At 71.9% G+C, this 25,379-nt stretch carries 27 protein-coding genes; 9 read left to right on the forward strand and 18 right to left on the reverse strand.

The window, feature by feature from the left end:
• Positions 1 to 89 precede the first annotated feature (89 nt).
• Together DBP14_RS06680 and DBP14_RS06685 are read left to right on the forward strand one after the other, a co-directional pair.
• The gene (locus DBP14_RS06680; protein WP_129311727.1) at positions 90 to 761 is read left to right on the forward strand and encodes a TrkA family potassium uptake protein; all 672 of its coding nucleotides are present in this window, start codon (positions 90 to 92) and stop codon (positions 759 to 761) included.
• Positions 761 to 1,435 carry a TrkA family potassium uptake protein gene (locus DBP14_RS06685; RefSeq protein ID WP_129306109.1) on the forward strand — a complete coding sequence of 225 codons (675 nt, stop codon included), beginning with the start codon at positions 761 to 763 and terminating at the stop codon, positions 1,433 to 1,435. The genes DBP14_RS06680 and DBP14_RS06685 overlap by 1 nt, the downstream gene beginning before the upstream one ends.
• A 64-nt stretch (positions 1,436 to 1,499) precedes the next feature.
• Here DBP14_RS06685 and DBP14_RS06690 read toward each other — a convergent pair whose 3' ends face one another.
• From DBP14_RS06690 to DBP14_RS06725, 8 genes are all read right to left on the reverse strand, one after another.
• Positions 1,500 to 2,261: a DUF3159 domain-containing protein gene (locus DBP14_RS06690; protein WP_129306110.1), complete on the reverse strand. Its 762-nt coding sequence runs from the start codon at positions 2,259 to 2,261 to the stop codon at positions 1,500 to 1,502.
• 3 nt (positions 2,262 to 2,264) lie between these two features.
• The gene (locus DBP14_RS06695) at positions 2,265 to 2,663 is read right to left on the reverse strand and encodes an OB-fold nucleic acid binding domain-containing protein (RefSeq protein WP_129306111.1); all 399 of its coding nucleotides are present in this window, start codon (positions 2,661 to 2,663) and stop codon (positions 2,265 to 2,267) included.
• A gap of 69 nt (positions 2,664 to 2,732) precedes the next feature.
• The gene (locus DBP14_RS06700; RefSeq protein WP_129306112.1) at positions 2,733 to 3,419 is read right to left on the reverse strand and encodes a response regulator; all 687 of its coding nucleotides are present in this window, start codon (positions 3,417 to 3,419) and stop codon (positions 2,733 to 2,735) included.
• Complete coding sequence (locus DBP14_RS06705; RefSeq protein ID WP_241740834.1) at positions 3,416 to 6,007, reverse strand: ATP-binding protein; 2,592 nt, start codon at positions 6,005 to 6,007, stop codon at positions 3,416 to 3,418. Before DBP14_RS06705 ends, DBP14_RS06700 begins: the two co-directional genes overlap by 4 nt.
• Positions 6,008 to 6,150: 143 nt before the next feature.
• Entirely contained in the window at positions 6,151 to 6,843 is a 693-nt protein-coding gene (locus DBP14_RS06710; RefSeq protein ID WP_129306113.1) for an ABC transporter ATP-binding protein, read from the reverse strand.
• A 196-nt stretch (positions 6,844 to 7,039) separates the two neighbouring features.
• On the reverse strand, positions 7,040 to 7,804 hold the full coding sequence (locus DBP14_RS06715) for a DUF3710 domain-containing protein (RefSeq protein ID WP_129306114.1): 765 nt from the start codon (positions 7,802 to 7,804) through the stop codon (positions 7,040 to 7,042).
• A 1-nt stretch (position 7,805) separates the two neighbouring features.
• On the reverse strand, positions 7,806 to 8,342 hold the full coding sequence (gene dut / locus DBP14_RS06720) for a dUTP diphosphatase (protein WP_129311728.1): 537 nt from the start codon (positions 8,340 to 8,342) through the stop codon (positions 7,806 to 7,808).
• Positions 8,343 to 8,410: 68 nt separating this feature from the next.
• Positions 8,411 to 8,995: a PaaI family thioesterase gene (locus DBP14_RS06725; protein WP_129306115.1), complete on the reverse strand. Its 585-nt coding sequence runs from the start codon at positions 8,993 to 8,995 to the stop codon at positions 8,411 to 8,413.
• A 91-nt stretch (positions 8,996 to 9,086) separates the two neighbouring features.
• Here DBP14_RS06725 and DBP14_RS06730 point away from each other — a divergent pair, with 91 nt between their 5' ends.
• Positions 9,087 to 9,545 (forward strand): DUF3093 domain-containing protein, encoded by a 459-nt coding sequence (locus DBP14_RS06730; RefSeq protein WP_129306116.1) that lies wholly within the window; start codon positions 9,087 to 9,089, stop codon positions 9,543 to 9,545.
• Positions 9,546 to 9,587: 42 nt separating this feature from the next.
• Here the strand turns inward: DBP14_RS06730 and DBP14_RS06735 are convergent, their stop codons facing one another.
• From DBP14_RS06735 to DBP14_RS06750, 4 genes are all read right to left on the reverse strand, one after another.
• Positions 9,588 to 10,472 (reverse strand): hypothetical protein, encoded by an 885-nt coding sequence (locus tag DBP14_RS06735; protein ID WP_129306117.1) that lies wholly within the window; start codon positions 10,470 to 10,472, stop codon positions 9,588 to 9,590.
• Positions 10,473 to 10,485: 13 nt separating this feature from the next.
• A complete protein-coding gene (locus DBP14_RS06740; RefSeq protein ID WP_129306118.1) occupies positions 10,486 to 10,782 on the reverse strand; it encodes a DUF4193 domain-containing protein in 297 nt (98 codons plus the stop codon).
• Positions 10,783 to 11,175: 393 nt separating this feature from the next.
• A complete protein-coding gene (locus tag DBP14_RS06745) occupies positions 11,176 to 12,420 on the reverse strand; it encodes a HAMP domain-containing sensor histidine kinase (RefSeq protein ID WP_129306119.1) in 1,245 nt (414 codons plus the stop codon).
• 5 nt (positions 12,421 to 12,425) lie between these two features.
• Entirely contained in the window at positions 12,426 to 13,079 is a 654-nt protein-coding gene (locus tag DBP14_RS06750) for a response regulator transcription factor (RefSeq protein ID WP_003993508.1), read from the reverse strand.
• A gap of 466 nt (positions 13,080 to 13,545) precedes the next feature.
• Here DBP14_RS06750 and DBP14_RS35955 point away from each other — a divergent pair, with 466 nt between their 5' ends.
• Positions 13,546 to 13,719, forward strand: a complete 174-nt coding sequence (locus tag DBP14_RS35955; RefSeq protein WP_164992265.1) for a hypothetical protein — start codon at positions 13,546 to 13,548, stop codon at positions 13,717 to 13,719.
• 202 nt (positions 13,720 to 13,921) lie between these two features.
• On the opposite strand, the gene DBP14_RS06755 is transcribed toward DBP14_RS35955, so the two are convergent.
• Both DBP14_RS06755 and DBP14_RS06760 read right to left on the reverse strand, forming a co-directional pair.
• Entirely contained in the window at positions 13,922 to 14,749 is an 828-nt protein-coding gene (locus tag DBP14_RS06755; protein WP_129306120.1) for an inositol monophosphatase family protein, read from the reverse strand.
• Between the two features lie 8 nt (positions 14,750 to 14,757).
• The gene (locus DBP14_RS06760) at positions 14,758 to 15,888 is read right to left on the reverse strand and encodes a ferrochelatase (protein WP_129306121.1); all 1,131 of its coding nucleotides are present in this window, start codon (positions 15,886 to 15,888) and stop codon (positions 14,758 to 14,760) included.
• Positions 15,889 to 16,081: 193 nt separating this feature from the next.
• Here DBP14_RS06760 and DBP14_RS06765 point away from each other — a divergent pair, with 193 nt between their 5' ends.
• From DBP14_RS06765 to sepH, 3 genes are all read left to right on the forward strand, one after another.
• Positions 16,082 to 17,320 carry an MFS transporter gene (locus DBP14_RS06765; protein WP_129306122.1) on the forward strand — a complete coding sequence of 413 codons (1,239 nt, stop codon included), beginning with the start codon at positions 16,082 to 16,084 and terminating at the stop codon, positions 17,318 to 17,320.
• Entirely contained in the window at positions 17,280 to 18,599 is a 1,320-nt protein-coding gene (locus tag DBP14_RS06770) for a D-arabinono-1,4-lactone oxidase (protein ID WP_129306123.1), read from the forward strand. The genes DBP14_RS06765 and DBP14_RS06770 overlap by 41 nt, the downstream gene beginning before the upstream one ends.
• Before the next feature lie 426 nt (positions 18,600 to 19,025).
• Positions 19,026 to 20,078 (forward strand): septation protein SepH, encoded by a 1,053-nt coding sequence (sepH, locus tag DBP14_RS06775; protein ID WP_129306124.1) that lies wholly within the window; start codon positions 19,026 to 19,028, stop codon positions 20,076 to 20,078.
• A 78-nt stretch (positions 20,079 to 20,156) separates the two neighbouring features.
• Here the strand turns inward: sepH and DBP14_RS06780 are convergent, their stop codons facing one another.
• A complete protein-coding gene (locus DBP14_RS06780) occupies positions 20,157 to 21,008 on the reverse strand; it encodes a sulfurtransferase (protein ID WP_129306125.1) in 852 nt (283 codons plus the stop codon).
• A 311-nt stretch (positions 21,009 to 21,319) separates the two neighbouring features.
• Here DBP14_RS06780 and DBP14_RS06785 point away from each other — a divergent pair, with 311 nt between their 5' ends.
• Entirely contained in the window at positions 21,320 to 22,111 is a 792-nt protein-coding gene (locus DBP14_RS06785; protein ID WP_129306126.1) for a VOC family protein, read from the forward strand.
• Between the two features lie 178 nt (positions 22,112 to 22,289).
• Positions 22,290 to 22,799 (forward strand): DUF4232 domain-containing protein, encoded by a 510-nt coding sequence (locus tag DBP14_RS06790; RefSeq protein WP_164992266.1) that lies wholly within the window; start codon positions 22,290 to 22,292, stop codon positions 22,797 to 22,799.
• Positions 22,800 to 22,806: 7 nt separating this feature from the next.
• Here DBP14_RS06790 and DBP14_RS06795 read toward each other — a convergent pair whose 3' ends face one another.
• Genes DBP14_RS06795 through DBP14_RS06805 form a run of 3 tightly spaced genes read right to left on the reverse strand, consistent with a single transcriptional unit; the run spans position 22,807 to position 25,290 of the window.
• Positions 22,807 to 23,457, reverse strand: coding sequence for a thymidine kinase (locus tag DBP14_RS06795; RefSeq protein ID WP_129306128.1), 651 nt, complete (start codon positions 23,455 to 23,457; stop codon positions 22,807 to 22,809).
• Positions 23,458 to 23,512: 55 nt separating this feature from the next.
• Entirely contained in the window at positions 23,513 to 24,703 is a 1,191-nt protein-coding gene (locus DBP14_RS06800) for a nucleotide pyrophosphatase/phosphodiesterase family protein (RefSeq protein WP_129306129.1), read from the reverse strand.
• On the reverse strand, positions 24,703 to 25,290 hold the full coding sequence (locus tag DBP14_RS06805; RefSeq protein ID WP_129306130.1) for a DUF5998 family protein: 588 nt from the start codon (positions 25,288 to 25,290) through the stop codon (positions 24,703 to 24,705). The genes DBP14_RS06800 and DBP14_RS06805 overlap by 1 nt, the downstream gene beginning before the upstream one ends.
• Positions 25,291 to 25,379: the final 89 nt, after the last annotated feature.

Genomic DNA, 25,379 nt, shown 5'->3' on the forward strand with positions numbered 1-25,379 from the left:
CGTGTGTAGCTTTGGGCATCGGTCTGAGACCCTGAGGCTGAGCAGTCTCCTATGGACGCCAGTCTCTTATGGACACCGGAAGGACGGTCGTGCACATCGTCATCATGGGCTGCGGAAGAGTGGGTTCCGCTCTTGCCCAGACCCTGGAGCAACAGGGACACACGGTCGCCGTGATCGACCAGGACCCCACCGCCTTCCGCCGGCTGGGACCGGGCTTCGGCGGCCGCCGGGTCACCGGTGTCGGCTTCGACCAGGACACGCTGCGTGAGGCGGGCATCGAGGAGGCGGGCGCGTTCGCCGCCGTCTCCAGCGGTGACAACTCCAACATCATCTCCGCGCGCGTGGCCCGCGAGATGTTCGGCGTGGAGAACGTGGCCGCCCGGATCTACGACCCGCGCCGCGCCGAGGTCTACCAGCGCCTGGGCATTCCCACCGTGGCCACGGTGCGCTGGACCGCCGACCAGATGCTGCGCCGGCTGCTGCCCTCGGGCGCGGAGCCGCTGTGGCGCGACCCGACGGGCGGGGTGCAGCTCGCCGAGGTGCACGCCGCCGCGAACTGGGTCGGACACAAGATCAGCAAGCTGCAGGACGAGACGGGCGTGCGGGTGGCGTTCCTGACCCGGCTCGGCGAGGCGATCCTGCCCACGTCGCAGACGGTGCTGCAGGAGGGCGACCTCGTGCACGTGATGATGCGGACGGACGACGTCGAGAAGGTCGAGGCGGCGTTCGCCCAGGGCCCGGAAGAGGAGGGCGGTCACTGATGAGGGTCGCCATTGCCGGAGCCGGCGCCGTCGGCCGTTCGATCGCGGGCGAACTGCTGGAGAACGGCCACGAGGTCCTGCTCGTCGACAAGGCCCCGACCGCCATCTCGGTGGAGCGGGTGCCGCAGGCGGAGTGGCTGCTGGCCGACGCCTGTGAGATCACGTCCCTGGACGAGGCGGCGCTGCAGCGCTGCAACGTCGTGATCGCCGCGACCGGCGACGACAAGGTCAACCTGGTGGTCTCGCTTCTCGCCAAGACGGAGTACGGCGTTCCGCGCGTCGTCGCCCGGGTGAACAACCCCAAGAACGAGTGGCTGTTCAACGAGTCCTGGGGCGTGGACGTGGCCGTGTCCACCCCGCGTCTGATGTCCGCCCTGGTCGAGGAGGCGGTGAGCGTCGGCGACCTGGTCCGGCTGCTGCGCTTCAGCCACGGCGACGCCAACCTGGTCGAGCTGACCCTGCCCGAGGAGTCGGCGCTGGCGGGCACCCAGGTCGGCGAGGTGCGCTGGCCGGAGGACACCTCGCTGGTCACGATCATCCGGGGCACCCGGGTGCTGACCCCGTCCAAGGAGGACTCCCTGGAACCGGGCGACGAACTCCTCTTCGTGGCCGCGCAGGCCCGCGAGGAGCAGCTGGAGGAACTGCTGTCGGTGCGACGGGACGACGAGGCCTGACATCCGACGGTACGACGAGGAAGGGCGCCCCGGACAACCGGGGCGCCCTTTCACTTGCCGGCCTTCACTTACGGTGCCGGCCGCCAGCCTCACCCGGAGCCGAAGCCGGAGCGGCGGCCTCCGCGGCCTCCTCCGCGGCCTCCTCCGCCTCCATCTCCGCGAACACGTCGATCGGCGCGGGCGCCTTCGCCAGGAAGATCCAGGTCAGCCAGACGGCCAGCAGGAACGGCGGGATCTTCAGGGCGACCAGCACCCAGCCGAGCTGGGTGGTGTCGGCCCACCAGTAGAGCGGGAAGAGGATCGCGCTCTTGGCAAGCAGGATCAGGCCCCAGGCCCAGCTGGCCTTCGTGTAGGCCGCCTTGCGCCCGGGGTTGCGGGTCCGCCAGGACAGGTTCTCCTTGAAGACCGGGCCGAGCATCAGCCCCAGCAGGGGAACACCGGCCACGGCGCTGACGATGTACGCCAGCGCCAGGCCCAGGGTGTAGAGCATGCCCGGCAGGTAGAAGTTCTTGGCATTGCCGGTGATCATCGCGAAGACGACACCGAAGGCCACGCCGAAGACGCCACTGAAGGCGTGCTTGACGGTGTCCCGGCGGACCAGCCGGACGGCGACCATCACCAGGGACACGATCAACGCGGCGATCGCCGACACGTGCAGGTTCTTGTCGATCGTGAAGATCGCGACGAACAGGAGGCCTGGCACGACCGTCTCGACCATGCCGCGGACCCCGCCGAACGCCTCGAACAGCGCGGCCTCGGTCACCGCCCGGGCATCGTCGGGCTGGGTCTCTTCGGTGTCTTCGGTCGGCTTGTCGAGTGACGTCACCGGCTACTCCCGTCCGAGGGGTCGCAGTTCGTACTTGGGGTTGAACAGCACCCGGCGGCCCCGGCTCATGGAGATCCGGCCCGATGCGATCAGCTTGCGCCCCGGTTCTATGCCCACGATGGAACGCCTGCCGAGCCACACCACGTCCAGTGCGGCGGAGCCGTCGAACAGCTCGGCCTCCAGGGCCGGCACCCCGGCACGCGGCCGCAGAGTGACCGTGCGCAAGGTACCAGTTACGGTGACGATCTGCCGGTCCCGGCAGTCACCGATCTTGACGCAGCCCGCCGTCTCGGCGTCCTCGCGCAGCTCCTCCGACTCCAGGTCCTCCTGCGACGAGGAGAGCCGGTCGAGCATGCGCCGGAACCGGCCGGCCGGCTTTTCGGAACGAGGAACAGCACCCATACAAGAAGCGTACCGGGGCCCACGGACACGACCGTAACCAGCTCACGCGCCCCTGCTCACATGCCCGCCCTACTTCTCGAACCGGTACCCCATCCCCGGCTCGGTGATGAAGTGCTTCGGGTGGGACGGGTCGGCCTCCAGCTTGCGGCGCAGCTGGGCCATGTACACGCGCAGGTAGTTGGTCTCCGTGCCGTAGGACGGGCCCCAGACCTCCTGGAGGAGCTGTTTCTGGCCGACCAGCCTGCCGGTGTTGCGGACCAGCACCTCCAGCAGGTGCCACTCGGTCGGAGTGAGCCGGAGGTCCTTGCCGGCGCGGTTGACCTTCTTCGCGGCCAGGTCGACGGTGAAGCCCGCCGTCTCCACGACCGTCACGTCGTCCTCGCCCGGCCCGGCCGGCTCGGCCCGGCGGACCGCGGCGCGCAGCCGGGCCAGCAGTTCGTCCATGCCGAAGGGCTTGGTGACGTAGTCGTCGGCGCCCGCGTCCAGCGCCTGGACCTTCTCGTCGGAGGAGTGCCGGGCCGACAGCACCAGGATCGGCACCCGGGTCCAGCCGCGCAGTGACCTGATCACCTCGACGCCGTCCAGGTCGGGCAGGCCGAGGTCGAGGACGACCACGTCGGGGTGGCGCGAGGCGGCGAGTTCGAGGGCGGTCCGTCCGTCCGACGCCGCGTCGACGTCGTACTTGCGTGCCTTGAGGTTGATCACGAGGGCGCGCACGATCTGCGGCTCGTCGTCGACCACGAGGACGCGGGTCATAGGGTCTGCCTCTCTTGTTCCACGGTGACGTCTTGTTCCACGGTGACGTCCTGTTCCTCGGTGACGTCCTGTTCCTCGGTGACGTGCTGCCGTGATCCCGCCGCCCGGAGGCTGAGGACCATGGTGAGTCCGCCGCCCGGCGTGTCCTCGGCGTTCAGTGTGCCGCCCATCGCCTCGGCGAAGCCCCGGGCGACGGCGAGGCCCAGTCCGACGCCGGCGCCGCGCGGAGCGTCCCCGTACCGCTGGAAGGGCTCGAAGATGCGGTCCTTGGCCACGTCCGGCACGCCCGGCCCCCGGTCCACGACCCGTACCTCGACGCGGTCGGCCATGGCGCTGGCTGCGACCAGGACGGGCCGCTCCCGCGGGCTGTACTTGACGGCGTTCTCCACCAGGTTGGCCACCGACCGCTCCAGCAGCCCGGGGTCGACGGCGACCATCGGAAGCGTCTCGGGCACGTCCAGCTCCACGCTGCCCTCCGGTACGCCCCCCAGGGCCATCGGCACCACCTCGTCGACGTCGATCTCGCGGATCAGCGGCGTGACGGTGCCGGTCTGCAGCCGCGACATGTCGAGCAGGTTGCCCACGAGGTGATCGAGCCGGTCGGCGCCGTCCTCGATGCCCTCCAGCAGCTCCGCCCGGTCCTCCTCCGACCAGTCCACGTCGTCGGACCGCAGCGAGGAGACGGCGGCCTTGATGCCGGCCAGCGGGGTGCGCAGATCGTGGCTGACGGCGGCCAGCAGCGCCGTACGGATCCGGTTGCCCTCGGCGAGCGCGCGAGCCCGGTCGGCCTCCTCCTGGAGGCGCCGGCGGTCCAGGGCGACGGCGGCCTGGGCGGCGAACGCGGCCAGCACCCGGCGGTCCTCGGCGGGCAGCACCCGGCCGGTCAGGGCGAGCGCCAGGTGGTCGCCGACCGGCATGTCGACGTCGGCTTCCTCCGGGCGCCGCAGCGGCGGCCCGAGTCCGGCGCGGCCCGCGCAGGTCCACGGCTCGACGTCGCTCGCCCGTTCCAGCAGGGCGGCCGACTCCATGGCGAAGGTCTCCCGGACCCGCTCCAGCAGTTCCTCCAGGCTGGTCTCGCCGCGCAGCACGTTCCCGGCGAGGAAGGAGAGGATCTCCGACTCGGCGCGCAGCCGGGCCGCCTGGTGGGTGCGCCGGGCCGCCAGGTCCACCACGGAGGCGACGGACACGCCGACGCCGACGAAGATCGAGATGGCGACGATGTTCTTCGGGTCGGCGATCGTCCAGCGGTGCAGCGGCGGCGTGTAGAAGTAGTTCAGCAGGAGCGAGCCGAAGGCGGCCGACGCCAGCGCCGGGAGGAGCCCGCCGAGCAAAGCCGCGGCGACGGTCACGGCCAGGAACAGCAGCATGTCGTTGGCGAGGCCGAGGTCCACGGTGTTCAGCAGCACCGCGAACAGGGCCGGTCCGGCCAGCCCGGTTCCCCAGCCCCAGACGATCCGGGCCCGGCCGAGCCGCGCACCCCGGGCGACGGGCAGCCCGCGGCCCTTGGCGACCTCCTCGTGGGTGACGATGTGCACATCGAGGTCGGGTCCGGAGTCCCGGGCGACCGTGGCGCCGACGCCCGGTCCGAAGACGTACTGCCAGGTCTTGCGGCGCGAGGAGCCGAGCACGATCTGGGTGGCGTTGACGCCGCGCGCGAAGTCGAGGAGGGCGGCGGGTATGTCGTCGCCGACGACGTGGTGGAAGGTGCCGCCGAGATCCTCCACCAGGGTCCGCTGGACGGCCAGTTGCTTGGGTGAGGCGGCGGTCAGGCCGTCGCTGCGCGAGATGTAGACGGCGAGCACCTCGCCGCCGGCGCCCTTCTCGGCGAGCCGCGCGGCCCGCCGGATGAGGGTGCCTCCCTCGGGGCCGCCGGTCAGGCCGACGACGATCCGCTCCCGGGAGCCCCATATCTTCGAGACCCGGTGCTCGCTGCGGTACTCGTTCAGGTACTCGTCGACCCGGTCGGCCACCCACAGAAGCGCCAGCTCGCGCAGGGCGGTGAGGTTGCCGGGCCGGAAGTAGTTGGACAGGGCGGCGTCGACCCGGTCCGGCTGGTAGATGTTGCCGTGGGCCATGCGGCGGCGCAGCGCCTGGGGCGACATGTCGACCAGTTCGACGTCGTCGGCCCGCCGTACGACCTCGTCGGGCACGGTCTCCCCCTGCCGTACCCCGGTGATCGACTCCACGATGTCGCCGAGCGACTCCAGGTGCTGGATGTCGACGGTGGAGACGACGTCGATGCCGGCAGCGAGCAGTTCCTCGACGTCCTGCCAGCGCTTGGCGTTGCGGGAGCCGGGGACGTTGGTGTGGGCGAGTTCGTCCACGAGGGCGACGGCCGGGGCCCGGCGCAGCACCGCGTCGACGTCCATCTCGCCGAAGGTGGCGTCCTGGTGCGTCAGTTCCCGGCGCGGCACGACTTCCAGGCCGGGCAGCAGCGCCTCGGTACGGGGCCGGTCGTGGTGCTCGGCGACAGCCACCACGCAGTCGGTCCCGCGTTCGACGCGGCGGTGCGCCTCGGCCAGCATGGCGTAGGTCTTGCCCACGCCCGGTGCCGCCCCGAGGTGGATCCGAAGTCTGCCGCGTGCCATGGCCCCATTGTCTTCCGGTGACTGCCGCCTACGCAGCGTCGACCCTACGTCCCCGGAAGCGGGCGAAGCGGACGGGGAACCGCTCGCCGGCGGTCCTTGACGCAACCCTGACGACCCCGGGCCGTCGTCCGCCGGCCGCCGGCTCAGTGCTCGGTGATCTCCCCGTCGTGCAGTTCCAGCACCCGGTCGGCCAGGTCGAGCAGGGTGGTGTCGTGCGTGGCGACCAGGGCGGTGACCTGTTCGCTGTGCACGACGGTCCGCAGCAGTTCCATCACGGAGTGCCCGGTCTCGGCGTCGAGCTGGCCGGTCGGTTCGTCGGCGATGAGCAGGGCGGGCCGGTTGGCGAGGGCGCGGGCGATGGCGACCCGCTGCTGCTGCCCGCCGGACAGCTCCCCGGGCCGCTGGGCGGTGTGGTCGGCCAGCCCGACGAGGGACAGCAGCAGCTCGACGCGCTCCTCCCGCTCCCGGGGGTCGGCCCGGCGCAGCCGCAGCGGTACGCCGACGTTCTCGGCGGCGGTGAGAATCGGAATGAGCCCGAACGACTGGAACACGAACCCGACCCGGTCCCGGCGCAGCCGCAGCAGCCCGTCCTCGCCGAGCCCCGCGAGATCCTCCCCGTCGACCTCCACCCGCCCCCGGTCGGGCGCGTCGAGCCCGCCGACGATGTTCAGCAGCGTGGTCTTCCCCGACCCCGAGCGCCCCTTGAGCGCGACGAGCTCCCCCCGAGGCACCTCGAACGAAACCCCCCGCAGAGCATGCACGGCCCCCGCCCCCCGCCCATAGGCCTTGTGCACCCCGTCGACCCTGACCATGGTCCCGGTGACCACACCACTCACCACGCCTCCCCCTTCGCCGGTGCGCCAGTATCCCCGGTCACCCCATCGCCCCGAAAGGGGCGCGGGGAACTGCGCGACAAGCCACAACGCACCCGCACCCGGCAACGCACCGGCGCCCCACGGCGATCCCCCGCAAACGGGACACGGGCCGCACCTCGAAGAGGTACGCCCCGTGTCCCACAGCTGACCCCAGCGGTCAGCGGACTTCCGTGATCTCCGGCCCCCGCTGCAACTGCCCCATCCCCCCGGCGAACCGAGAGGACTCGTCCTGCTGCTGAACCCCTTCAGGAACCATCTGCGCGTCGTTCGGCAGCTTCAGCACGATCGGGTCGCGAGGAGCCATCGGCCCCTCGCCCCGCACCACGACCGTGTCCCGGAAGATCTGCTCCAGCAGCCCGGCCGCCTGCGGCTGCACCGCTCCCTGCCCGGAGATGACACCCCGCAGGAACCAGCGCGGGCCGTCCACGCCGACGAACCGGACGACCTGGAAGCCGCCGGTGCCGTCCGGCAGCTGCACCGGGACCTGCGCGCGCAGCTCCCAGCCCAGCGGGCCCTCGACCTCGTCGATGATGCCGCCCTGCTGGGTGATCCCGGAGCCGATCTCCTCGCGCACCTCGCCCCAGATGCCCTCGCGCTTGGGTGCGGCGAACGCCTGCAGCTGGATGGCGCTGTCGCGCAGCACGACGGTCGCAGCGACGATCGCGTCGCCGGCGACCTCCACCCGCAGCTCCATGCCGTCGACGCCCGGCACGAACAGGCCGCCGAGGTCCACGCGCCCCTCGCCCGGGTCCGTCACCTCGGTGCTGTCCCACGGCCCGTCGGGCCGCGGCTCGGGCTCCAGCCGGACGCGCTCGCGCTCGGCCTCCTCGTCGTCCGCCTCGGTGTCGACGCTGTCGACGACCTGCTCGGCCTCGCCGGCCGCGTCCTCGGCGGCACCCTTCTTGTTGCGACGTCCGAACACGTCACTGTCCTTCCCGGTCGGATACGACCGAAGCGTATCGATTCCCACCCGCCAGACCGCCCACGGCGGCCTGACCGCTTGTGCCGCTCTCGCCGCCCACCGCGGCATGGCCACCGGTGGACCCGAAGCCCCCTTCGGCCCGCGCGGAGCCGGGAAGTTCCGCCACCTCGTGGAAGCGGACCCTCTCGACCTGCTGGACGACCAGTTGGGCAATCCGGTCGAAGCGCTCGAACCGCACGGTCTCGTGCGGGTCGAGATTCACCACGATCACCTTGATCTCCCCACGGTACCCGGCATCAACCGTCCCTGGGGCATTCACCAGAGCGACGCCGCAGCGGGCGGCCAGACCGGATCGCGGGTGCACGAAGGCCGCGTACCCCTCCGGGAGGGCGATGGACACTCCGGTGGGCAGAACGGCCCGCTCGCCCGGCTTCAGTTCGCAGGCCTCGGTGGTGCGCACATCGGCGCCGGCGTCACCGGGCCGCGCGTACTCCGGAAGCGGTACGTCGGGGTCGACGCGGCGGATGAGCACCCGCAGGGCCTCACGGCCGGGGCCACCCGGACCGGCGTCGAGGCCGGGGTCGACGTGGGGGTCGAGGTCGGGGCTCACGGGTTCACCTCGAAGGCGCGGGCCCGGCGGATCTGGTCGGGGTCGCTCATGGCGGCCCGGATCTCCTCCTGGCGGCCGTGGTCGATGAAGTGGTCGACCTTCACCTCGATGAAGAGGGCCTCGGCGCGGACGGCGACGGGCCCGTCGGGGCCGCCGATGCGTCCGGTGGCCCGGGAGTAGATCTTGCGTCCGGCGACGGCGGTGACCTCGGCCTCCAGATGCAGCGTGGTGCCGACGGGGACGGGCCGTACGAAGTCGGTCTCCAGCCGGCCGGTGACGGCGATGGTCCGCAGCAGCCAGTTCAGCGAGCCGAGGGTCTCGTCCAGGGCCGTGGCGAGCACACCGCCGTGCGCGAGGCCCGGGGCGCCCTGGTGGGCCGCCTGGACGGTGAACTCGGCGGTGAGGGACACGCCCTCACCGGCGCGGGCCTCCAGGTGCAGTCCGTGCGGCTGCTCGTGCCCACACCCGAAACAGTGTTCGTAGTGGGCACCGAGAGGCTCGCCGGGCGCGGGCGCGTCGGGATGCCGTACCGGTGGGACCGCGTCGGCGGGGGGCTGAAGAGCCGGGGAACTACCACTCACAGCCGCAGACCTTACCCGCACCGCCTGGAGGCGCCTCGCGCTCGCCGCCCTGATTGCCGTCCCTTCCGGGCACCGTGCCAAGCTTGGCTCCATGCAGCTCTCCCCGGCCCCGTACGAAGAACGCCTCACCGCGCCCCGCTCCTGGTGGCTGATCAGCTTCCTCGTGGGCGTCTCGTTCGCCCTGATCCTGCTCCCCTTCGGCACACTGCCGATGCTGGGCGGTCTGGTCGGCGGTACGGCCGCGGCCGCCGTGGTCGCCAGTTCCTACGGCTCCCCGCGCATCCGGATCGTCGGCGACTCCCTGATCGCGGGCGAGGCGAAGATCCCCGTGTCCGCGCTGGGCGAGTCGGAGGTCCTGGACGCCGAGGAGGCCCGCGCCTGGCGTACGTACAAGGCGGACACGCGCGCGTTCCTGCTGCTGCGCGCCTACATCCCCGGGGCCCTGCGGGTGGAGGTGACGGACCCGGCGGACCCGACCCCGTACCTGTACCTGTCCACCCGGGAGCCGGAGAAGCTGGCGGCGGCGATCAAGGCGGCGCGGGGCGCCTAGGCCGCGGGCGCGGGCCGTGCGGCGGGGCGCCCGGGGCAGCGTCTAGGGAAGTTTCAGGGGGTCGGCCGGAGGCTCCAGCGGTGGCAGCTCGGGGAGGCTGTCCCACGGGACCTGGATCTTGCGCAGGTCGGCTCTGATGCGGGCGGCGACCCGCTTGGTGTCCCGGCGGTTCATCACCGCTCCCACCGCCGCGCCGACCATGAAGGGCATGAGGTTGGGCAGGTCGCGGACCATCCGCTTCATGATCTGCTGACGCAGTTCGCGTTTCATCTGCCCGCCGAGGGCCGCGTTGACCGTCGCCGGCTTCATCACGTCGATCCCGCGCTCCCCCGACCAGGAGGACAGATACGCGGTGCTGCGGGCCTTGAGGCCGCCGGGCGGCCGTACGCCGTAGACCTCGTGGAGTTCGGCGATGAGCTTCAGCTCGATCGCGGCGACCCCGGTGATCTCCGCGGCCAGTTCGGTCGGCATCGCCGGTGGCACGGGCAGCATCGCCGCCGCCCCGATCCCGGCCCCGACCGTGGACGTCGCGTTCGCCGCGCCCGCCACGAGCTTGTCGGCGAGCTGTTCCGGCCCCAGTCCGGGGAACTGCCGGCGCAGCGCCGCGAGGTCACGTACGGGGACACGCGGGGCCATCTCGATGATGCGGTCCGTGAGGTACGACAGTCCCGCTCTGGCGCGGCTGCCGCCCTTACGGGTGCCTTCCCGGGCCCTGTCCCGGATCGCCGCGGCCCTGCGCCGGGCGACAGGGCGTGGCGGTGGTGCCGACGCCGGCGGGTCGTCCCGGCCGGCCGCCGGTCCGAGCGAGGCTCCCGCAGGCGGTGAGCCCCGCTCGTCGTCACGCGCGCCGTGGGGGCCGTCGGACGGCCCCGGGTCCGCTCCCGGCAGGGGGAAGCGGCGCTTCCGTGGAGGGGTCGAGCCAGTCACGGCCGACCCGTCCTCAGTCGCAGTCGCGGCAGATCGGCTGGCCGTTCTTCTCGCGGGCCAGCTGGCTGCGGTGGTGCACCAGGAAGCAGCTCATGCAGGTGAACTCGTCCTGCTGCTTGGGCAGTACCCGGACGGCCAGCTCCTCGTTCGAGAGGTCGGCGCCGGGCAGTTCGAGGCCTTCTGCGGCCTCGAACTCGTCGACGTCCACCGAGGAGGTGGCCTTGTCGTTCCTGCGAGCCTTCAGCTCTTCAAGACTGTCCGAGTCGACGTCGTCATCGGTCTTGCGTGGAGTGTCGTAATCGGTTGCCATGTCGCTCTCCCCCTCTGGGTGTCTGCGGTGTCTCCAGCGCACGTAACGCGTGAGAGGCCGGACTTGTGCCCGACCTGAGGCGGAGATTTTGCCTCACATCAAGGTCTGTTACTCAATCGACACCCAACCCGACCCCTCAAGAGTGATCGGCTTGGATGGCGGTGAGGACCGTACACGGTTCCCATAGCGCGCCTCAAAGGCGCCTCACCGTGTACTTCCCGTGATCAGGAGCCCTGAAAACTGGCATTTTCCCGGCTTTCTGTACCACTTCATGATCACAGAGTGTGCATGGCCGGAAATCCGCCCATGTGATCGATCACACAGCAAGAACCTCGTAAGACGGACGGAAAATTCCGCGCAAAGCGAACATCCTCCGCGTGTGTCGGCCCTGTCTCATACCGGCAGGGTGACGCGCATCACGAGGCCGCCGCCGTCTCGCGGCTGGGCAGCGATGTGGCCGCCGTGCGCGCGGGCGACGGAGCGGGCGATGGAGAGGCCGAGGCCCACGCCCTTGTCGCTGCCCGTGCGTTCCGTACGGAGCCGTCTGAAGGGCTCGAAGAGGTTGTCGATCTCGTACGCCGGCACCACCGGCCCGGTGTTCGAGACGGTGAGCACCGCCTGCCCGTGCTGCACCTGTGTGGTCACCTCCACCCAGCCCTCCTCCGGCGCGTTGTAGCGCACCGCGTTCTGTACGAGGTTCAGCGCGATCCGCTCCAGCAGGACGCCGTTGCCCTGCACCACGGCCGGCTTGGTCTCGGCGCGGATCTGCACGCCCTTGGCCTCCGCCTCCGCGTGCACCTGGTCGACGGCCTGGGCGGCCACCTCGGCCAGGTCGACCGGTTTGCGCTCGATGATCTGGTTGTCGCTGCGGGCGAGCAGGAGCAGCCCCTCGACCAGTTGTTCGCTGCGCTCGTTGGTGGCCAGCAGCGTCTTGCCGAGCTGCTGCAGCTCCACCGGGGCGTTCGGATCGGACAGGTGGACCTCCAGGAGGGTCCTGTTGATCGCGAGCGGGGTGCGCAGCTCGTGGGAGGCGTTGCCGACGAAGCGCTGCTGCGCGGTGAAGGCCCGCTGGAGCCGCTCCAGCATGTCGTCGAAGGTGTCCGCCAGCTCCTTCAGCTCGTCGTCCGGGCCGTCCAGCTCGATACGGCGGGACAGGTCCGAGCCGGCCACCTGGCGGGCGGTGCGGGTGATCCGGCCGAGCGGGGACAGCACCCGGCCCGCCATCGCGTAGCCGAACGCGAAGGCGATCACGGCGAGGCCCAGCAGGGCCAGCAGGGAGCGGCTGAGCAGGTTGTTCAGGGCGACCTGGCGCTGGTGGTCCATGCACTGGGTGATCGCGTCGTTGAACTGCGACAGCGGCAGGTCGTTGGCGATGCCCGGGCAGCGGTTGCTGGTGACCTTCAGACCGCTGGCGTCGACGATCTTGAACAGCGGCTCGTTGCCCGTGTTGATGGCCTGCGCGGCCAGCAGGTAGATGATCGACAGCAGCAGGATGCCGGCGATCAGGAACATACCGCCGTACAGCAGCGTGAGCCGTATGCGGATGGTGGGGCGCAGCCACGGGAAGGGCGGCTGCTGCCCGCGGGGGTCCCAGGTGGGCTTCGGTGGCGCCTGTGGCGGCGCGGGGGTCGCGGCCATGGCGGTCAGATCCGGTAGCCGGAGCCGGGCACGGTGACGATCACCGGCGGCTCGCCGAGCTTGCGGCGCAGGGTCATCACGGTCACGCGGACCACGTTGGTGAACGGGTCGGTGTTCTCATCCCAGGCCTTCTCCAGCAGCTGCTCGGCCGAGACGACCGCGCCCTCGCTGCGCATCAGCACCTCCAGCACCGCGAACTCCTTGGGCGCGAGCTGGACCTCCTTGCCGTCGCGGAAGACCTCGCGGCGGTTGGGATCGAGCTTGATGCCGGCGCGCTCCAGGACCGGCGGCAGGGGCACGCTGGTGCGGCGGCCGAGGGCACGCACGCGTGCGATCAGCTCGCTGAAGGCGAAGGGCTTGGGCAGGTAGTCGTCGGCGCCGATCTCCAGGCCCTCGACGCGGTCGCTGACGTCGCCGGAGGCGGTGAGCATGAGCACGCGCGTGGGCATGCCCAGCTCCACGATCTTGCGGCAGACGTCGTCGCCGTGCACGAGGGGGAGGTCGCGGTCGAGGACGACCACGTCGTAGTCGTTGACGCCGATGCGCTCCAGGGCGGCCGCACCGTCGTACACGACGTCGACGGCCATGGCCTCCCGGCGCAGTCCGGTGGCCACCGCATCGGCGAGCAGCTGCTCGTCCTCGACGACGAGTACGCGCACGTCGGTTGTCCTTCCTGTGTCCGCCCGCACGGCGCTTCCTCGGGCGCGTGCGGGCAGGGGTGTTCGTGGGGTGCGGCTTCCATCCTGCCCTTTTCGGTCATAAGTCGGCTGTAAGACGGGCTGCGGGCCGCAGAGACGGGGGTGACGGAGCGGGAATGCGAGATTTTCTCCGGCGGTTGAGGTTTCCGCGGAAGGGAGCTTGGGGAGGACGGCTGTACACCCCGCGATCACGCTCTGCATGTGCCGCAGCACCATGCGGTACTCCACGGTCCGCTTTCACAGAGCGGTCGTGGGTGTCCGGCACCGTCGCCGCCCGGCAGGGCAGCGCTGGGCACCTGCGAGAGATGTGATCGCCCCTTCCGAACGGCACACCCCCGTGCCAAGCGAGCGAGCCGACGGGACCCGAGGCGTCCCGGGGCGAGCGAGCGGGAGAACCGACCCACGACCCAGGACGAGGGGGCGCAGCATGGACGCTTTCACCGCAGGACTTCTGCAGCGCATAAGGGCGACCGAGTCCGACCTGACGCGGGCTCGTGACGAGGGCGACGACTTCCTCGTGGAGGTGGAGCAGGGAGAGCTCGACGACCTGCGCCGCCTCGCCGCCGAACACGGTGTGGAGGTCAGCGCGTCACGCGTCTGATCGGCCCGAAGCGCGACACGGAGCCCCCGGCGAATCCAGCGCCGGGGGTTCCGCCCGTTCCGGGTGCCCACCCGAACCGGTCATCACCGCCCCGCCGGACGTGCCCCGAAGGGGCGCGGGGAACTGCGCGACCAGCCACAGCGCGCCTGCGGACGAAGACGGCGCAGACCGGCGTCGGTGGCGCTCGGATACCGGCGCGCCCTCAGTCGTGCCAGGCTCCGGCGTCCTCCAGGAGGTGCTGGAGGGGCTCGAAGACGCCGGGGGTGGCGGCGAGTGCCAGCTCGCCCGTGGGGCGCTTTCCGGGGCGTCCACCGGTCAGCGCGCCCGCTTCCCGCGCGATCAGGTCGCCCGCCGCGAGGTCCCATGCGTGGAGCCCCCGCTCGTAGTACCCGTCCAGCCGGCCGCAGGCCACGTCGCACAGGTCGATCGCCGCCGAGCCGCCGCGCCGGATGTCGCGCACCCGCGGGACGAGCCGCGCGGCCACCTCCGCCTGGTGGGCGCGGACCTCGGCGACGTAGTTGAAGCCGGTGGAGACCAGCGCGTGCGCCAGGGGCGTCTCCGTACGGCAGGACAGCGGGCGCTCGCCCTCCCACGCGCCCGTGGCCCAGGCACCGCCACCGCGCACCGCGTGGTACGTCTCGCCGCGCATGGGGGCCGCGACGACCCCGACGACGGTCTCGCCGTCCTGCTCGGCCGCGATCGACACCGCCCAGGTCGGCAGCCCGTACAGGTAGTTCACCGTGCCGTCGAGCGGGTCGATCACCCACCGGACGCCGCTGGTGCCCGCCGCGGACGCGCCCTCCTCGCCGAGGAAGCCGTCGTCCGGGCGCCGGCCGGAGATCAGATCGGTGATCAGCTTCTCGGCCGCGATGTCCATCTCGGTGACGACGTCGATCGGGCTGGACTTGGTGTGGGCCACGGCGAGGTCGGCCGGACGGCCGTCCCGCAGCAGCTCCCCCGCCCGCCGGGCGGCCTCCTGGGCGAGCCCCAGCAGGTCGGCGTACGGGCGGTCGTACTGGCTGTCGGTCACGGCGCTCCTCACGCGTCGTACGGGCTGTCGGCGCCCGCGGCGGCCGGGTGCGGGGTGCGGGCCGGGCAGCAGCCGACCGGGCAGAGGTCGTGGCTGGGGCCCAGGGCGCCCAGGGCGCACGGGGTGACCCGCTGTCCGCGCTCCGCGGCGGCGCGCTCCGTGATCAGTTCGCGGACGGCCGCGGCGAACCTCGGGTCGGCCCCGACGGTGGCCGAGCGGCGCACCGGCAGGCCCAGTTCCCCCGCTCTGGCCTCGGCCTCGGTGTCGAGGTCGTACAGGACCTCCATGTGGTCGGAGACGAAGCCGATGGGCGCCATGACGACGGCCGGGGCGCCGGCCGCCCGCCGCTCCGCGAGGTGGTCGCAGATGTCGGGCTCCAGCCACGGGATGTGCGGGGCGCCGGAGCGGGACTGGTAGACGAGCTGCCAGGGGTGGTCGACGCCGGTGCGCTCGCGGACGGCGTCGGCGATCAGCCGGGCCACGTCCAGGTGCTGCGCGACGTACGCCCCGCCGTCGCCGTGGGACTCGACGGGGCCGGAGGTGTCGGCGGCGGCGGTCGGGATGGAGTGGGTGGTGAACGCGATGTGGGCGCCGTCGCGGACCTCGTCGGGGAGGTCCGCCAGGGAGCGCAGCACGCCCTCGGTCATGGGTTCGACGAAGCCGGGGTGGTTGAAGTAGTGCCGCAGTTTGTCGATCCGCGGCGGCTCCAGGCCCTCGGCCCGGAGTGCGGCCAGCGCGTCCGCGAGGTTCTCCCGGTACTGCCGGCAGCCCGAGTAGGAGGCGTACGCGCTCGTGGCGAGCACCAGGACGCGGCGGCGGCCGTCGGCCACCATCTCGCGCAGCGTGTCCGTCAGGTACGGCGCCCAGTTGCGGTTGCCCCAGTAGACCGGCAGGTCGAGTCCGTGCTCGGCGAAGTCCTTGCGGAGGGCGTCGAGCAGGGCGCGGTTCTGGTCGTTGATCGGGCTGACCCCGCCGAACAGGAAGTAGTGCTGCCCGACTTCCTTGAGGCGTTCCTTCGGGATGCCCCGCCCGCGGGTGACGTTCTCCAGGAAGGGAACCACGTCGTCCGGGCCTTCGGGGCCGCCGAAGGAGAGCAGGAGCAGGGCGTCGTAGGGACTGGCATCGAGCGCGTCTGGCATGTCTCGATCCTGCCACCCGGCACTGACAGCCGGAAACGGACGGCCGCCACGGCGGTTTCCGGCCACTTCGGAGAACCGGGTTCCGGCGCGATCCGGAAGGGTTCCGGCCGAAATCCGGTGCCTGGCGGCCCGGTCGGCTCGTAAGCTGTATCCACCGCGTTCGCGGCTTACCGAGTCACTTCCGGAGAACCCCGTGCCGAGCCCCTACCGCGCCCTGTTCGCCGAGCCCGGCACCAAGGCCTTCTCCGCCGCGGGGTTCCTCGGGCGCCTGCCGCTGTCCATGATGGGCATCGGCGTGGTGACGATGATCTCCCAGCTCACCGGGCGGTACGGCCTCGCGGGCGCGCTGTCGGCGACCATCGCCCTGTCCGCGGCCGCCATCGGGCCGCGGATCTCCCGGCTGGTGGACCAGTACGGGCAGCGCCGGATCCTGCGCCCGGCGACCCTGGTCGCGCTCGTGGCGGCGGCCGGGCTGCTGCTCGCCGCGCATCTGGGCGGCCCGGACTGGACGCTGTTCCTGTGCGCCGCCGGGATCGGTTCGGTGCCGAGCCTCGGCGCGATGATCCGGTCCCGCTGGGCGGCCCTGTACCGGGGGACGCCGAGGCTGCACACCGCCTATTCGTTCGAGTCGGTGGTCGACGAGGTGTGCTTCATCGTCGGTCCGATCGTCTCCATCGGCCTGTCCACGGCCTGGTTCCCGGAGGCGGGGCCGCTGCTGGCCGGATGTTTCCTGGCGGCCGGCGTCTTCTGGCTGACCGCGCAGCGCGCCACCGAACCGGAACCGCACCCGCGCGAGCGGCACGGCGGCGGCAGCGCGCTGCGCTCCCCGGGCCTGAGGGTGCTGGTGGCGACGTTCACGGCGACGGGGGCCATCTTCGGGTCGGTCGACGTGGTGACCGTGGCCTTCGCCGACGAGCGCGGCCACAAGGCAATCGCGAGCGTCGTCCTCGCGCTGTACGCCGCCAGCTCCTGCGTGTCCGGGGCGGTCTTCGGACTGCTGCGGGTGGCGGGGGCGCCGGAGCGCAGGTGGCTGCTGGGCGTGACGGCCATGGCCGTGAGTATGATCCCCCTCCTACTGGTCGGAAACTTGCCGCTTCTGGCCGTGGCGCTGTTCGTTGCGGGCCTGTCCATCGCACCGACGATGATCACGACGATGTCCCTCATCGAAGAGCACGTACCTCGCGCGCGGCTCACCGAGGGCATGACGTGGGTGAGCACCGGCCTCGCGGTCGGGGTCGCGCTCGGCTCCGCCGTGGCCGGCTGGGTGATCGACGCAGCCGGCGCGCGCGCCGGGTACGGGGTTCCGGCCGTGTCCGGAGCCGTCGCGGCCGCGGTCGGTTTCCTCGGGTACCGCCGGCTCCGCAGGCCGGCCGCGGGTCGGGGAGGCACCGTTGAGCAGCACAACGAGCGGGAAGAACGGCACCTGGCGTAACTGGGGCGGCAACGTCGCCGCCCGGCCCGCCCGGCAGGTCGTGCCGGCCTCCGTGGACGAGCTGGCAGCGGCCGTGCGCCGCGCCGCCGAGGACGGCCTGAAGGTGAAGGCGGTCGGCACCGGGCACTCCTTCACGTCCATAGCCGCCACCGACGGTGTGTTGATACGCCCTCAACTGTTGACCGGTATACGCACCATCGACCGGAAGGCCATGACCGTCACGGTCGAGGCCGGCACCCCGCTCAAGCGACTCAACCTGGCGCTGGCGCGCGAGGGTCTGTCGCTCACCAACATGGGCGACATCATGGAGCAGACGGTCTCGGGGGCCACCAGCACCGGCACGCACGGCACGGGCCGCGAGTCGGGCTCGATCTCCGCGCAGATCAAGGGACTGGAACTGGTCACCGCGGACGGCTCGGTGCTCACCTGTTCCGAGACCGAGAACCCCGAGGTCTTCGCGGCCGCCCGCATCGGCCTCGGCGCGCTCGGCATCGTCACCGCCATCACCTTCGCCGTCGAGCCGGTCTTCCTGCTCACCGCCCGCGAGGAGCCGATGCCGATCGAGCGGGTCCTGGCCGAGTTCGACCAGCTGTGGGCGGAGAACGAGCACTTCGAGTTCTACTGGTTCCCGCACACCGGGAACACCAACACCAAGCGCAACAACCGCAGCGCCGGCCCGGAGCAGCCCGTGGGGCAGCTCGCCGGGTGGTTCGAGGACGAGTTCCTGTCCAACGGCGTCTTCCAGGTGGCCCAGTGGGTCGGCCGGGCCGCGCCGTCGACCGTCCCCGCCATCGCCCGGATCTCCAGCAGGGCGCTGTCCGCGCGGACGTACACGGACGTCCCCTACAAGGTCTTCACCTCGCCCCGCCGGGTGCGGTTCGTGGAGATGGAGTTCGCCGTCCCGCGCGCGGCCCTGACCGATACTCTGCGTGAGCTGAAGGCCATGGTGGACCGGTCGGGCCTGCGGGTCAGCTTCCCGGTGGAGGTGCGCACCGCGCCGGCCGACGACATCACGCTGTCGACCGCCTCGGGCCGGGACAGCGCCTACGTCGCCGTCCACATGTTCCGGGGCACGCCGTACCACGCCTACTTCACCGCCGCCGAGCGCATCTTCACCGCGCACGAGGGCCGTCCGCACTGGGGCAAGATGCACACCCGGGATGCGGAGTACCTCGCCGAGGTCTACCCGCGCTTCGGCGAGTTCACCGCGCTGCGCGACCGCCTCGACCCGGAACGCCTGTTCCAGAACGACTACTTGAGGAGGGTTCTGGGCGCGTAGTTCCCGAAGGGGGCGCACGGGCGAAGCCGTCGTTCCGCATCGGGGGATCGCGTGAAGTTCGCCACCCGCGTGATCGCCGAAACGGGTTGCGGAGGGCCAAGTCCCGCCCGTTGCCAGAAGTTGGGCGGCGTGCCAATCCACGCACGTGGCCCGAATGGAGTACTGTTGCGAGCCCTGGGTCCGGTCTCCCACCAGGGTGCCCGCGGCCTCGAACGACCGCCGGGAGGGGGCTAGTTGCACAGGGTGACGGAGTTTGTCACTTAGCGTTGCGAATAGGTAACCGTGCCATAACGGCGGTCCAGGGCCCGTGCCCGACACGCCGGGCAACTCGGCAAGGTTGTGGCAGGCTGCACCCGGGCAGGCCACACTCGACTAGCGGAAGCAGCGACGCACGTGACGTCGGCAGGCACCACCCGGGAGGTCCCCATGCCCGAACTGCGTGTCGTGGCCGTCTCGAATGACGGCACACGGCTGGTGCTCAAGGCTGCCGACTCCACGGAGTACACGCTTCCGATCGACGAGCGGCTGCGTGCCGCCGTGCGCGGCGACCGGCCCCGGCTCGGCCAGATCGAGATCGAGGTGGAGAGCCATCTCCGCCCCCGTGACATCCAGGCCCGTATACGCGCGGGCGCCACGGCCGAAGAGGTCGCCCAGCTCGCCGGCATCCCCGTCGACCGGGTACGGCGCTTCGAGGGCCCCGTGCTGGCCGAGCGCGCGTTCATGGCGGAACGGGCCCGCAAGACACCGGTCCGCCGGCCCGGGGAGAACTCCGGCCCGCTGCTCGGCGAGGCCGTGCAGGAACGGCTGCTGCTGCGCGGCGCCGACAAGGACACCGTGCAGTGGGACTCCTGGCGCCGCGACGACGGCACCTGGGAGGTCCTGCTGGTGTACCTGGTCGCGGGCGAACCGCACTCGGCGAGCTGGACGTACGACCCGCCCCGGCGGCTCGTGCAGGCCGTCGACGAGGAGGCGCGCTCGCTGATCGGCGAGTCCGACGACCTCGCCGTACCGGAGCCGAGCTTCCCGTTCGTGCCCCGCATCGCCCGCCTGCCGCGCGACCGTTCGCTCGACCGCGCGCTGGACCGGGCGCTCGACCGGGGCGACCGGGACCGGCCGAGCCTGCCGGCCCAGTCGTCCGAGCCGGCGGAGGAGAGCACCGGCGAACGGGACTCGCTCACCAGCCTCCTGGAGGCGGTGCCGAGCTTCCGGGGCGATCTGGTCGTCCCGGAGCGGCCCGCGGAGGTGTCCGAGGAGCCCGTCGACGAACCGGTGGAGGAGGAGCCCCCGGCGCCCGCCGCCTCGGCCGGATCCGCCTACGCGGACGTGCTCATGCCGCGTTCCGTCGGCAGTCACCGCGACCGGCTGATCGGTGCCACCGACCGCCAGGCGGAGGCCGACGGCGTCCGCCCCGGCCGCCGGGCCGCGGTGCCGAGCTGGGACGAGATCGTGTTCGGCACCCGGCGCAAGAAGCAGGAGTAGCGGCCTCCTGGACCGCGAAACCTCGTCACGGAGGGGGCACGCACGCGTGCCCCCTCCGTGCCGTCCGCGCGTATGTGCCTACTGCGGGTCCGGGCCCACCGCCACCGGGCGAGACGGGTCCGAGGACCACTCCGACCACGAACCGACGTACAGCGCCGCCGGGATGCCCGCCGCCGCCAGTGCCAGGGCCTCGTGCGCCGCCGAGACGCCCGAGCCGCAGTACACGCCCACGGGGGCGTCCTCGGACACGCCCAGGGCCTTGAAGCGGTCCCGCAGCTCCTCCGCGGGCAGGAAACGGCCGTCGGGGCCCACGTTCTCGGTCGTCGGCGCCGACACCGCGCCCGGGATGTGACCGCCGACCCGGTCGATGGGCTCCACCTCACCGCGGTACCGCTCCCCCGCGCGCGCGTCCAGCAGCACCCCCGCGCGGGCCAGCGCGGCGGCCCCGTCCGCGTCGAGCAGCGCGGAGGCGTCCGGCGCCGGCTGGAAGTCGCCCTCCGCCGGCGTGGGCACCTCGGTGGACAGGGGGCCCTCCCAGGCCGGCAACCCGCCGTCCAGGACCCGCACGTCCGGGTGACCCGTGAAACGCAGCATCCACCACGCGCGCGCGGCCGCCCAGTTCAGCCCGCCGTCGTACACGACGACCGGCCGGGACGCCGACACGCCCGCGCGGCGCATGACCGCGCCGAACTCCGCGAGGTCCGGCAGCGGGTGCCGGCCGCCCTCCCCGTGCGGCGCGGCCAGCTCCTGGTCCAGATCGACGAAGACCGCGCCGGGCAGGTGCCCGGCGGCGTACTCGGCCCGGCCGTCCTGGGCCGGGGCGCCCGCCGCCTTCGCCAGGCTGAACTGCCAGCGGACGTCCAGCAGTACGGGCGGACGCGCGCCGGTCAGCTCATGGACGAGTTCGGGTGCGGTGATGATGGCTGTCATGGCGTCCATCCATACGTCAGGGGTGGCCGCGGCGTCCAGCTACGGCTACTCTGCTCCGCCGGACAGGGTCGATCACGAGGCGTATGGGATCGAGCACATGCTGTACAGCTGACGAACACGTGTCGGCACTCGTCAGAAAGCGGCGCTACACGTCCATCAGGGCATCCTTCGGATAGCCACCGCCGCGCGCCGGCGCACGCGGCAACCGCGCAGGACGCGGGACCGGCACGGGCGTGCGCGCGCCAGCGGCACAGCCCCTTCCGGGAGCGGAAGCGACACGGCCACCACGAGGGCCGGGGAGAGAGTGATAGATGACCGAGGCACGGGAGCCGGCCGGTCCGCACGCGCGGCGCACGCCCGGCACGCCCTGCTGGGTGAGCCTGATGGTGCATGGCCTGGCCACCACCGAGGAGTTCTACGGGGAGCTGTTCGGCTGGGAGTTCCGGCCCGGCCCGCAGCAGCTCGGCCCGTACGTGCGGGCGCTGCTGGACGGCGACGAGGTGGCCGGCATCGGCCAGCTGCCGCCGGACCGCAGGCTGCCGATCGCCTGGACTCCCTACCTCGCCTCGGACGACGTGGACCAGACGGCCGATCAGGTACGGCTGTGCGGCGGCACGGTGGCCGTCGGTCCGCTGGACGCGGGCGACGCCGGGCGCATGGCCCTCGCCTCCGACCCCTGCGGCGCCGTCTTCGGCATCTGGCAGACGGCCGCACACCTCGGCACGGCGGTCACCGGCCTCCCCGGCACCCCCGCCTGGGACGAGCTGCTCACCTTCGAGACCGAGAGCGTCGCCAAGTTCTACTCCGCGGTGTTCGGTTACGAGGAGGAGCCGGTCGTCTCCGCCGACATCGACTACGTCACCCTGCGCCTCGAAGGCCGCCACGTGGCCGGCATCCACGGCGTGGGACAGGCGGTGCCCCGGGAGCGCGGACCACACTGGATGACGTACTTCGAGGTCGCGGACACCGACGAGACCCTGGACCGGGTCACCGGCCTGGGCGGCCAGGTCCTCAAGCCCGCCCGCGACAGCGCACACGGCCGCGTCGGCACGGTTGCGGACCCGGAGGGAGCGGTCTTCTCACTGGTCCAAAGCCCCCACTGAACCGCCACCGGGCCCATGCTCACAGTGGACCAAGGCCGGTTGAGTCGGACAAGCTGCTGCGTACAACCTTCCGCCCCGTACGCATGTCTCATCAAACAGAGACATATCAATCACCTTGATCAACCAGAACGCGACCGAGTCCACTGATCAAGGGTTGATCACGATGGGGGCGTACATCATGCAAGCAATCCCGAGGCGCGTGGCCGTGTTCGGTACGGCCGCGCTGCTCGCCGCCGCCGGAGGTACCTGGGGCGCGGTCCAGGCGAGCGCGGCGACGGCCGGCACGCGGACCTGTACGACGAACGACCTGTATCTGTCCATGGGCCGCCAGGACGCGGCGGCGGGCTCGCTGTACTGGCCCGTCCGGTTCACCAACACGAGCACCAGCACCTGCGCGCTGCGCGGCTACCCCGGGGTGAGTGTGCTCAGCACGGCGCACCACCAGATAGGTGCCGCCGCGTCCCGGACCGGGGAGAAGTACGGCACGGTCAAGGTCGCCCCGGGCCAGACGGTGACGTCGGTGGTCCGCACGGCGAACGGCCCGGTCGGCGGGCCCTGCAACAGCACCGGGAAGTACCTCCGGGTGTATCCGCCGGCGTCGACCAAGGCGGTCCTCGTGCCGGCCCCGCTGCGGGTCTGCTCAGGCCTGTTCACCGTCGCTCCGGTAACGACCCGGACGGTCTTCTGAGGCGCGGTCAGGACGGGACGACCGGGAGGACGTCCGGGGAGAGGACGCCGGCCCGGGCGGAGGCGCTGGTCATGCGGCGGCGGTGGTGACGGCGGCACAGCACCTCGTAGCCGACCTCCGCCGCCGGCCGGTTCACGTCTCCGACGACGACCTGTTCACCCTCGACCACCATCTCGCCGCCGACCGTACGGGCGTTGTGCGTGGCGCGCGCTCCGCACCAGCACATCGCCTCGACCTGGAGGGCCTCTATCCGGTCCGCCAGTTCGATGAGCCGCTGCGAGCCCGGGAAGAGCTTGGTGCGGAAGTCGGTGGTGATGCCGAAGGCGAAGACGTCCAGTCCCAGCTCGTCGACCACCCGGGCGAGCTGGTCGATCTGGTCCGGGGCGAGGAACTGCGCCTCGTCGACGATCAGATAGTCGACCTTGCCGCCGCGGGACATCAGGCTGACGACATAGGCGTACAGGTCCATGCCCGGTTCGGCCTCGACGGCCTCCGTCACCAGGCCGAGCCGGGACGACAGCTTGCCCGCGCCCGCCCGGTCGTCACGCGTGAAGATGACGCCCTGGAGGCCGCCCGCGGACCGGTTGTGGTTGATCTGGAGAGCCAGTGTCGATTTCCCGCAGTCCATCGTTCCGGAGAAGAACACCAGCTCGGGCATGGTGGGTGGGGCACCTTTCGGTGGGGGTGTCGAGGGGCGGCGGCGCGGACGGCGTTCAGGAGCGTACTTCGAGCAGCGGGACGAGCTGCTCGGCGGGGGTCATCGAACCGTGGTTGCCGACCAGCGCCGACTCCTTCGGCTCCCGCTCGGAGGCGATGATCAGGACGTCGTCGTGCGCGGCCGCGATCACGTCCCCGAGCCGCGCGTACACGCGCTCGTCGACGGCCGGCCCGAACCAGCCCGCCGCGATCGCCTCGTCCCGCGAGGCCACCCAGAACCGGTCGCCGAGCACCTCGCGCCAGCAGGTGAGCACGTCACTCGCGGCGCCCGGCACCGCGTACACGTGTCGCGCCCGCCCCTCGCCGCCCAGCAGGGCCACGCCGGCACGCAGCTCCCAGTCCTCGTCGAAGTCGATGCGGTGCTCGTCGTCGAACGGCACGTCGACCATGCCGTGGTCGGCGGTGACGTACAGGGCGCTGCGCGGCGGGAGTTGCTCGGCGAGCCGCTGGGCGAGCCGGTCCACGCACATCAGCTGGCCGCGCCAGGTGTCGGAGGCCACGCCGTAGCGGTGCCCCGCGCCGTCCAGCTCGGCGTAGTACGTGTACACCAGCGCGCGGTCCCCGGCGGCGAGTTGTTCGGCCGCGAGGTCCATGCGCTCCTCGCCGGTGAGCCGCCCGTGGAAGGTGCCGCCGCTGAGCGCGATCTTCGTCAGCGGTGTGCGTTCGAAGATCGGCGAGGACACCTGGGCGGCGTGCACACCGGCGTCGTGCGCCCGCTGGAAGACCGTGGGGTACGGCTGCCAGGGGCGCGGATCGGTGTACGGCTGCCAGCGGAGCTGGTTCATCAGCTCGCCGGTGGCCGGGTTGCGGACGCTGTAGCCGGGCAGCCCGTGGGCGCCGGGCGGCAGGCCGGTGCCGACGGAGGCGAGGGAGGTCGCGGTGGTCGCCGGGTAGCCGGCGGTGAGGGGGCGGCCGGTGCCGCCGCGGGAGCTGCCGAGCAGCGAGTTCAGGAAGGGGGCCTCGTCGGGGTGCGCCCTGAGCTGCTCCCAGCCGAGCCCGTCGACCAGGAAGACGCAGACCCGGTCGGCCGGGGCGAGTTCCCCGATGCCGGCGGTCAGGCCGGGTACACCCATCCCGGCGGCCAGGGTGGGCAGCAGGTCGGCGAGCGAGCCGGTGCCGTACTCGGGCAGCGGCGCGGTGTTCAGGGCGAGCGGCTCCGGGTGGTCCCAGACGAAGGACTGCGTCATCAGCGGCCGACGTCCGCGGTGGCCTCGGAGACGGCCTGGGCGAAGACGAGCGTCTGGCGCACGGTCTCGGGGCCGTCACCGGCCTCGCTGACCCTGAGGCTGAGGTCGTCGGCCGTGGAGTTGCCCGTGTAGCCGTGGTCGGCCTCGCAGTTGGGGTCGCCGCAGGCGGCGGGTTCCAGGTCGAGGCGGCTGACCGCGCCCCAGCCGATGGTGAGGACGACCTCGCGGGGCAGCGTGCCCGGGACGTACTGCTCCGGGTTGGCCACCACCCGGCTGACCACGACCGACGAGATCCGGCCGAGCTTCACCGACTCCGTGGAGGTGGTGGCGTACGGCGTCGGGGAGGTGCTGTCGGCTGCCTGCTCGTCGGTGTGGCTGACGATGAAGCGGTTGCCGGTGAGCACCAGCACGGTCACGTGCCGGCGCACCTCGTTCTGATCGAACGTGGTCTCCTGGTGGACCAGGTACGACCGGATGGGCTCGCCGCCCACGGCGGCCTCCACCGCCTCGGCCACGAGGGCCGGGTAGTAGCCGCTGCGCTCGATCGCCGCGCGCAGCCCCTGGGTCGTCGTACTGGTCTTGGCCATGGCGTCCATCTTAGTCCGTGGGCAGGACGGCTCCGGGCCAGTCACGGGGCACGGGGGCCTGGGCGGCGGGCCTCGGGGCGCAGGGGACC

The sequence above is a fragment of the Streptomyces sp. L2 genome (genome assembly GCF_004124325.1).
Taxonomy (GTDB): domain Bacteria; phylum Actinomycetota; class Actinomycetes; order Streptomycetales; family Streptomycetaceae; genus Streptomyces.

Bases quoted from the DNA above. Each gene is read 5' to 3' on its own strand.
- DBP14_RS06685 (WP_129306109.1), top strand. From the start codon at position 761: ATGAGGGTCGCCATTGCCGGAGCCGGCGCCGTCGGCCGTTCGATCGCG.
- DBP14_RS06695 (WP_129306111.1), bottom strand. From the start codon at position 2,663: ATGGGTGCTGTTCCTCGTTCCGAAAAGCCGGCCGGCCGGTTCCGGCGC.
- DBP14_RS06700 (WP_129306112.1), bottom strand. From the start codon at position 3,419: ATGACCCGCGTCCTCGTGGTCGACGACGAGCCGCAGATCGTGCGCGCC.
- DBP14_RS06705 (WP_241740834.1), bottom strand. From the start codon at position 6,007: ATGGCACGCGGCAGACTTCGGATCCACCTCGGGGCGGCACCGGGCGTG.
- DBP14_RS06730 (WP_129306116.1), top strand. From the start codon at position 9,087: ATGCAGCTCTCCCCGGCCCCGTACGAAGAACGCCTCACCGCGCCCCGC.
- DBP14_RS06740 (WP_129306118.1), bottom strand. From the start codon at position 10,782: ATGGCAACCGATTACGACACTCCACGCAAGACCGATGACGACGTCGAC.
- DBP14_RS06745 (WP_129306119.1), bottom strand. From the start codon at position 12,420: ATGGCCGCGACCCCCGCGCCGCCACAGGCGCCACCGAAGCCCACCTGG.
- DBP14_RS35955 (WP_164992265.1), top strand. From the start codon at position 13,546: ATGGACGCTTTCACCGCAGGACTTCTGCAGCGCATAAGGGCGACCGAG.
- DBP14_RS06760 (WP_129306121.1), bottom strand. From the start codon at position 15,888: ATGCCAGACGCGCTCGATGCCAGTCCCTACGACGCCCTGCTCCTGCTC.
- sepH (WP_129306124.1), top strand. From the start codon at position 19,026: ATGCCCGAACTGCGTGTCGTGGCCGTCTCGAATGACGGCACACGGCTG.
- DBP14_RS06780 (WP_129306125.1), bottom strand. From the start codon at position 21,008: ATGACAGCCATCATCACCGCACCCGAACTCGTCCATGAGCTGACCGGC.
- DBP14_RS06785 (WP_129306126.1), top strand. From the start codon at position 21,320: ATGACCGAGGCACGGGAGCCGGCCGGTCCGCACGCGCGGCGCACGCCC.
- DBP14_RS06790 (WP_164992266.1), top strand. From the start codon at position 22,290: ATGCAAGCAATCCCGAGGCGCGTGGCCGTGTTCGGTACGGCCGCGCTG.
- DBP14_RS06795 (WP_129306128.1), bottom strand. From the start codon at position 23,457: ATGCCCGAGCTGGTGTTCTTCTCCGGAACGATGGACTGCGGGAAATCG.
- DBP14_RS06800 (WP_129306129.1), bottom strand. From the start codon at position 24,703: ATGACGCAGTCCTTCGTCTGGGACCACCCGGAGCCGCTCGCCCTGAAC.
- DBP14_RS06805 (WP_129306130.1), bottom strand. From the start codon at position 25,290: ATGGCCAAGACCAGTACGACGACCCAGGGGCTGCGCGCGGCGATCGAG.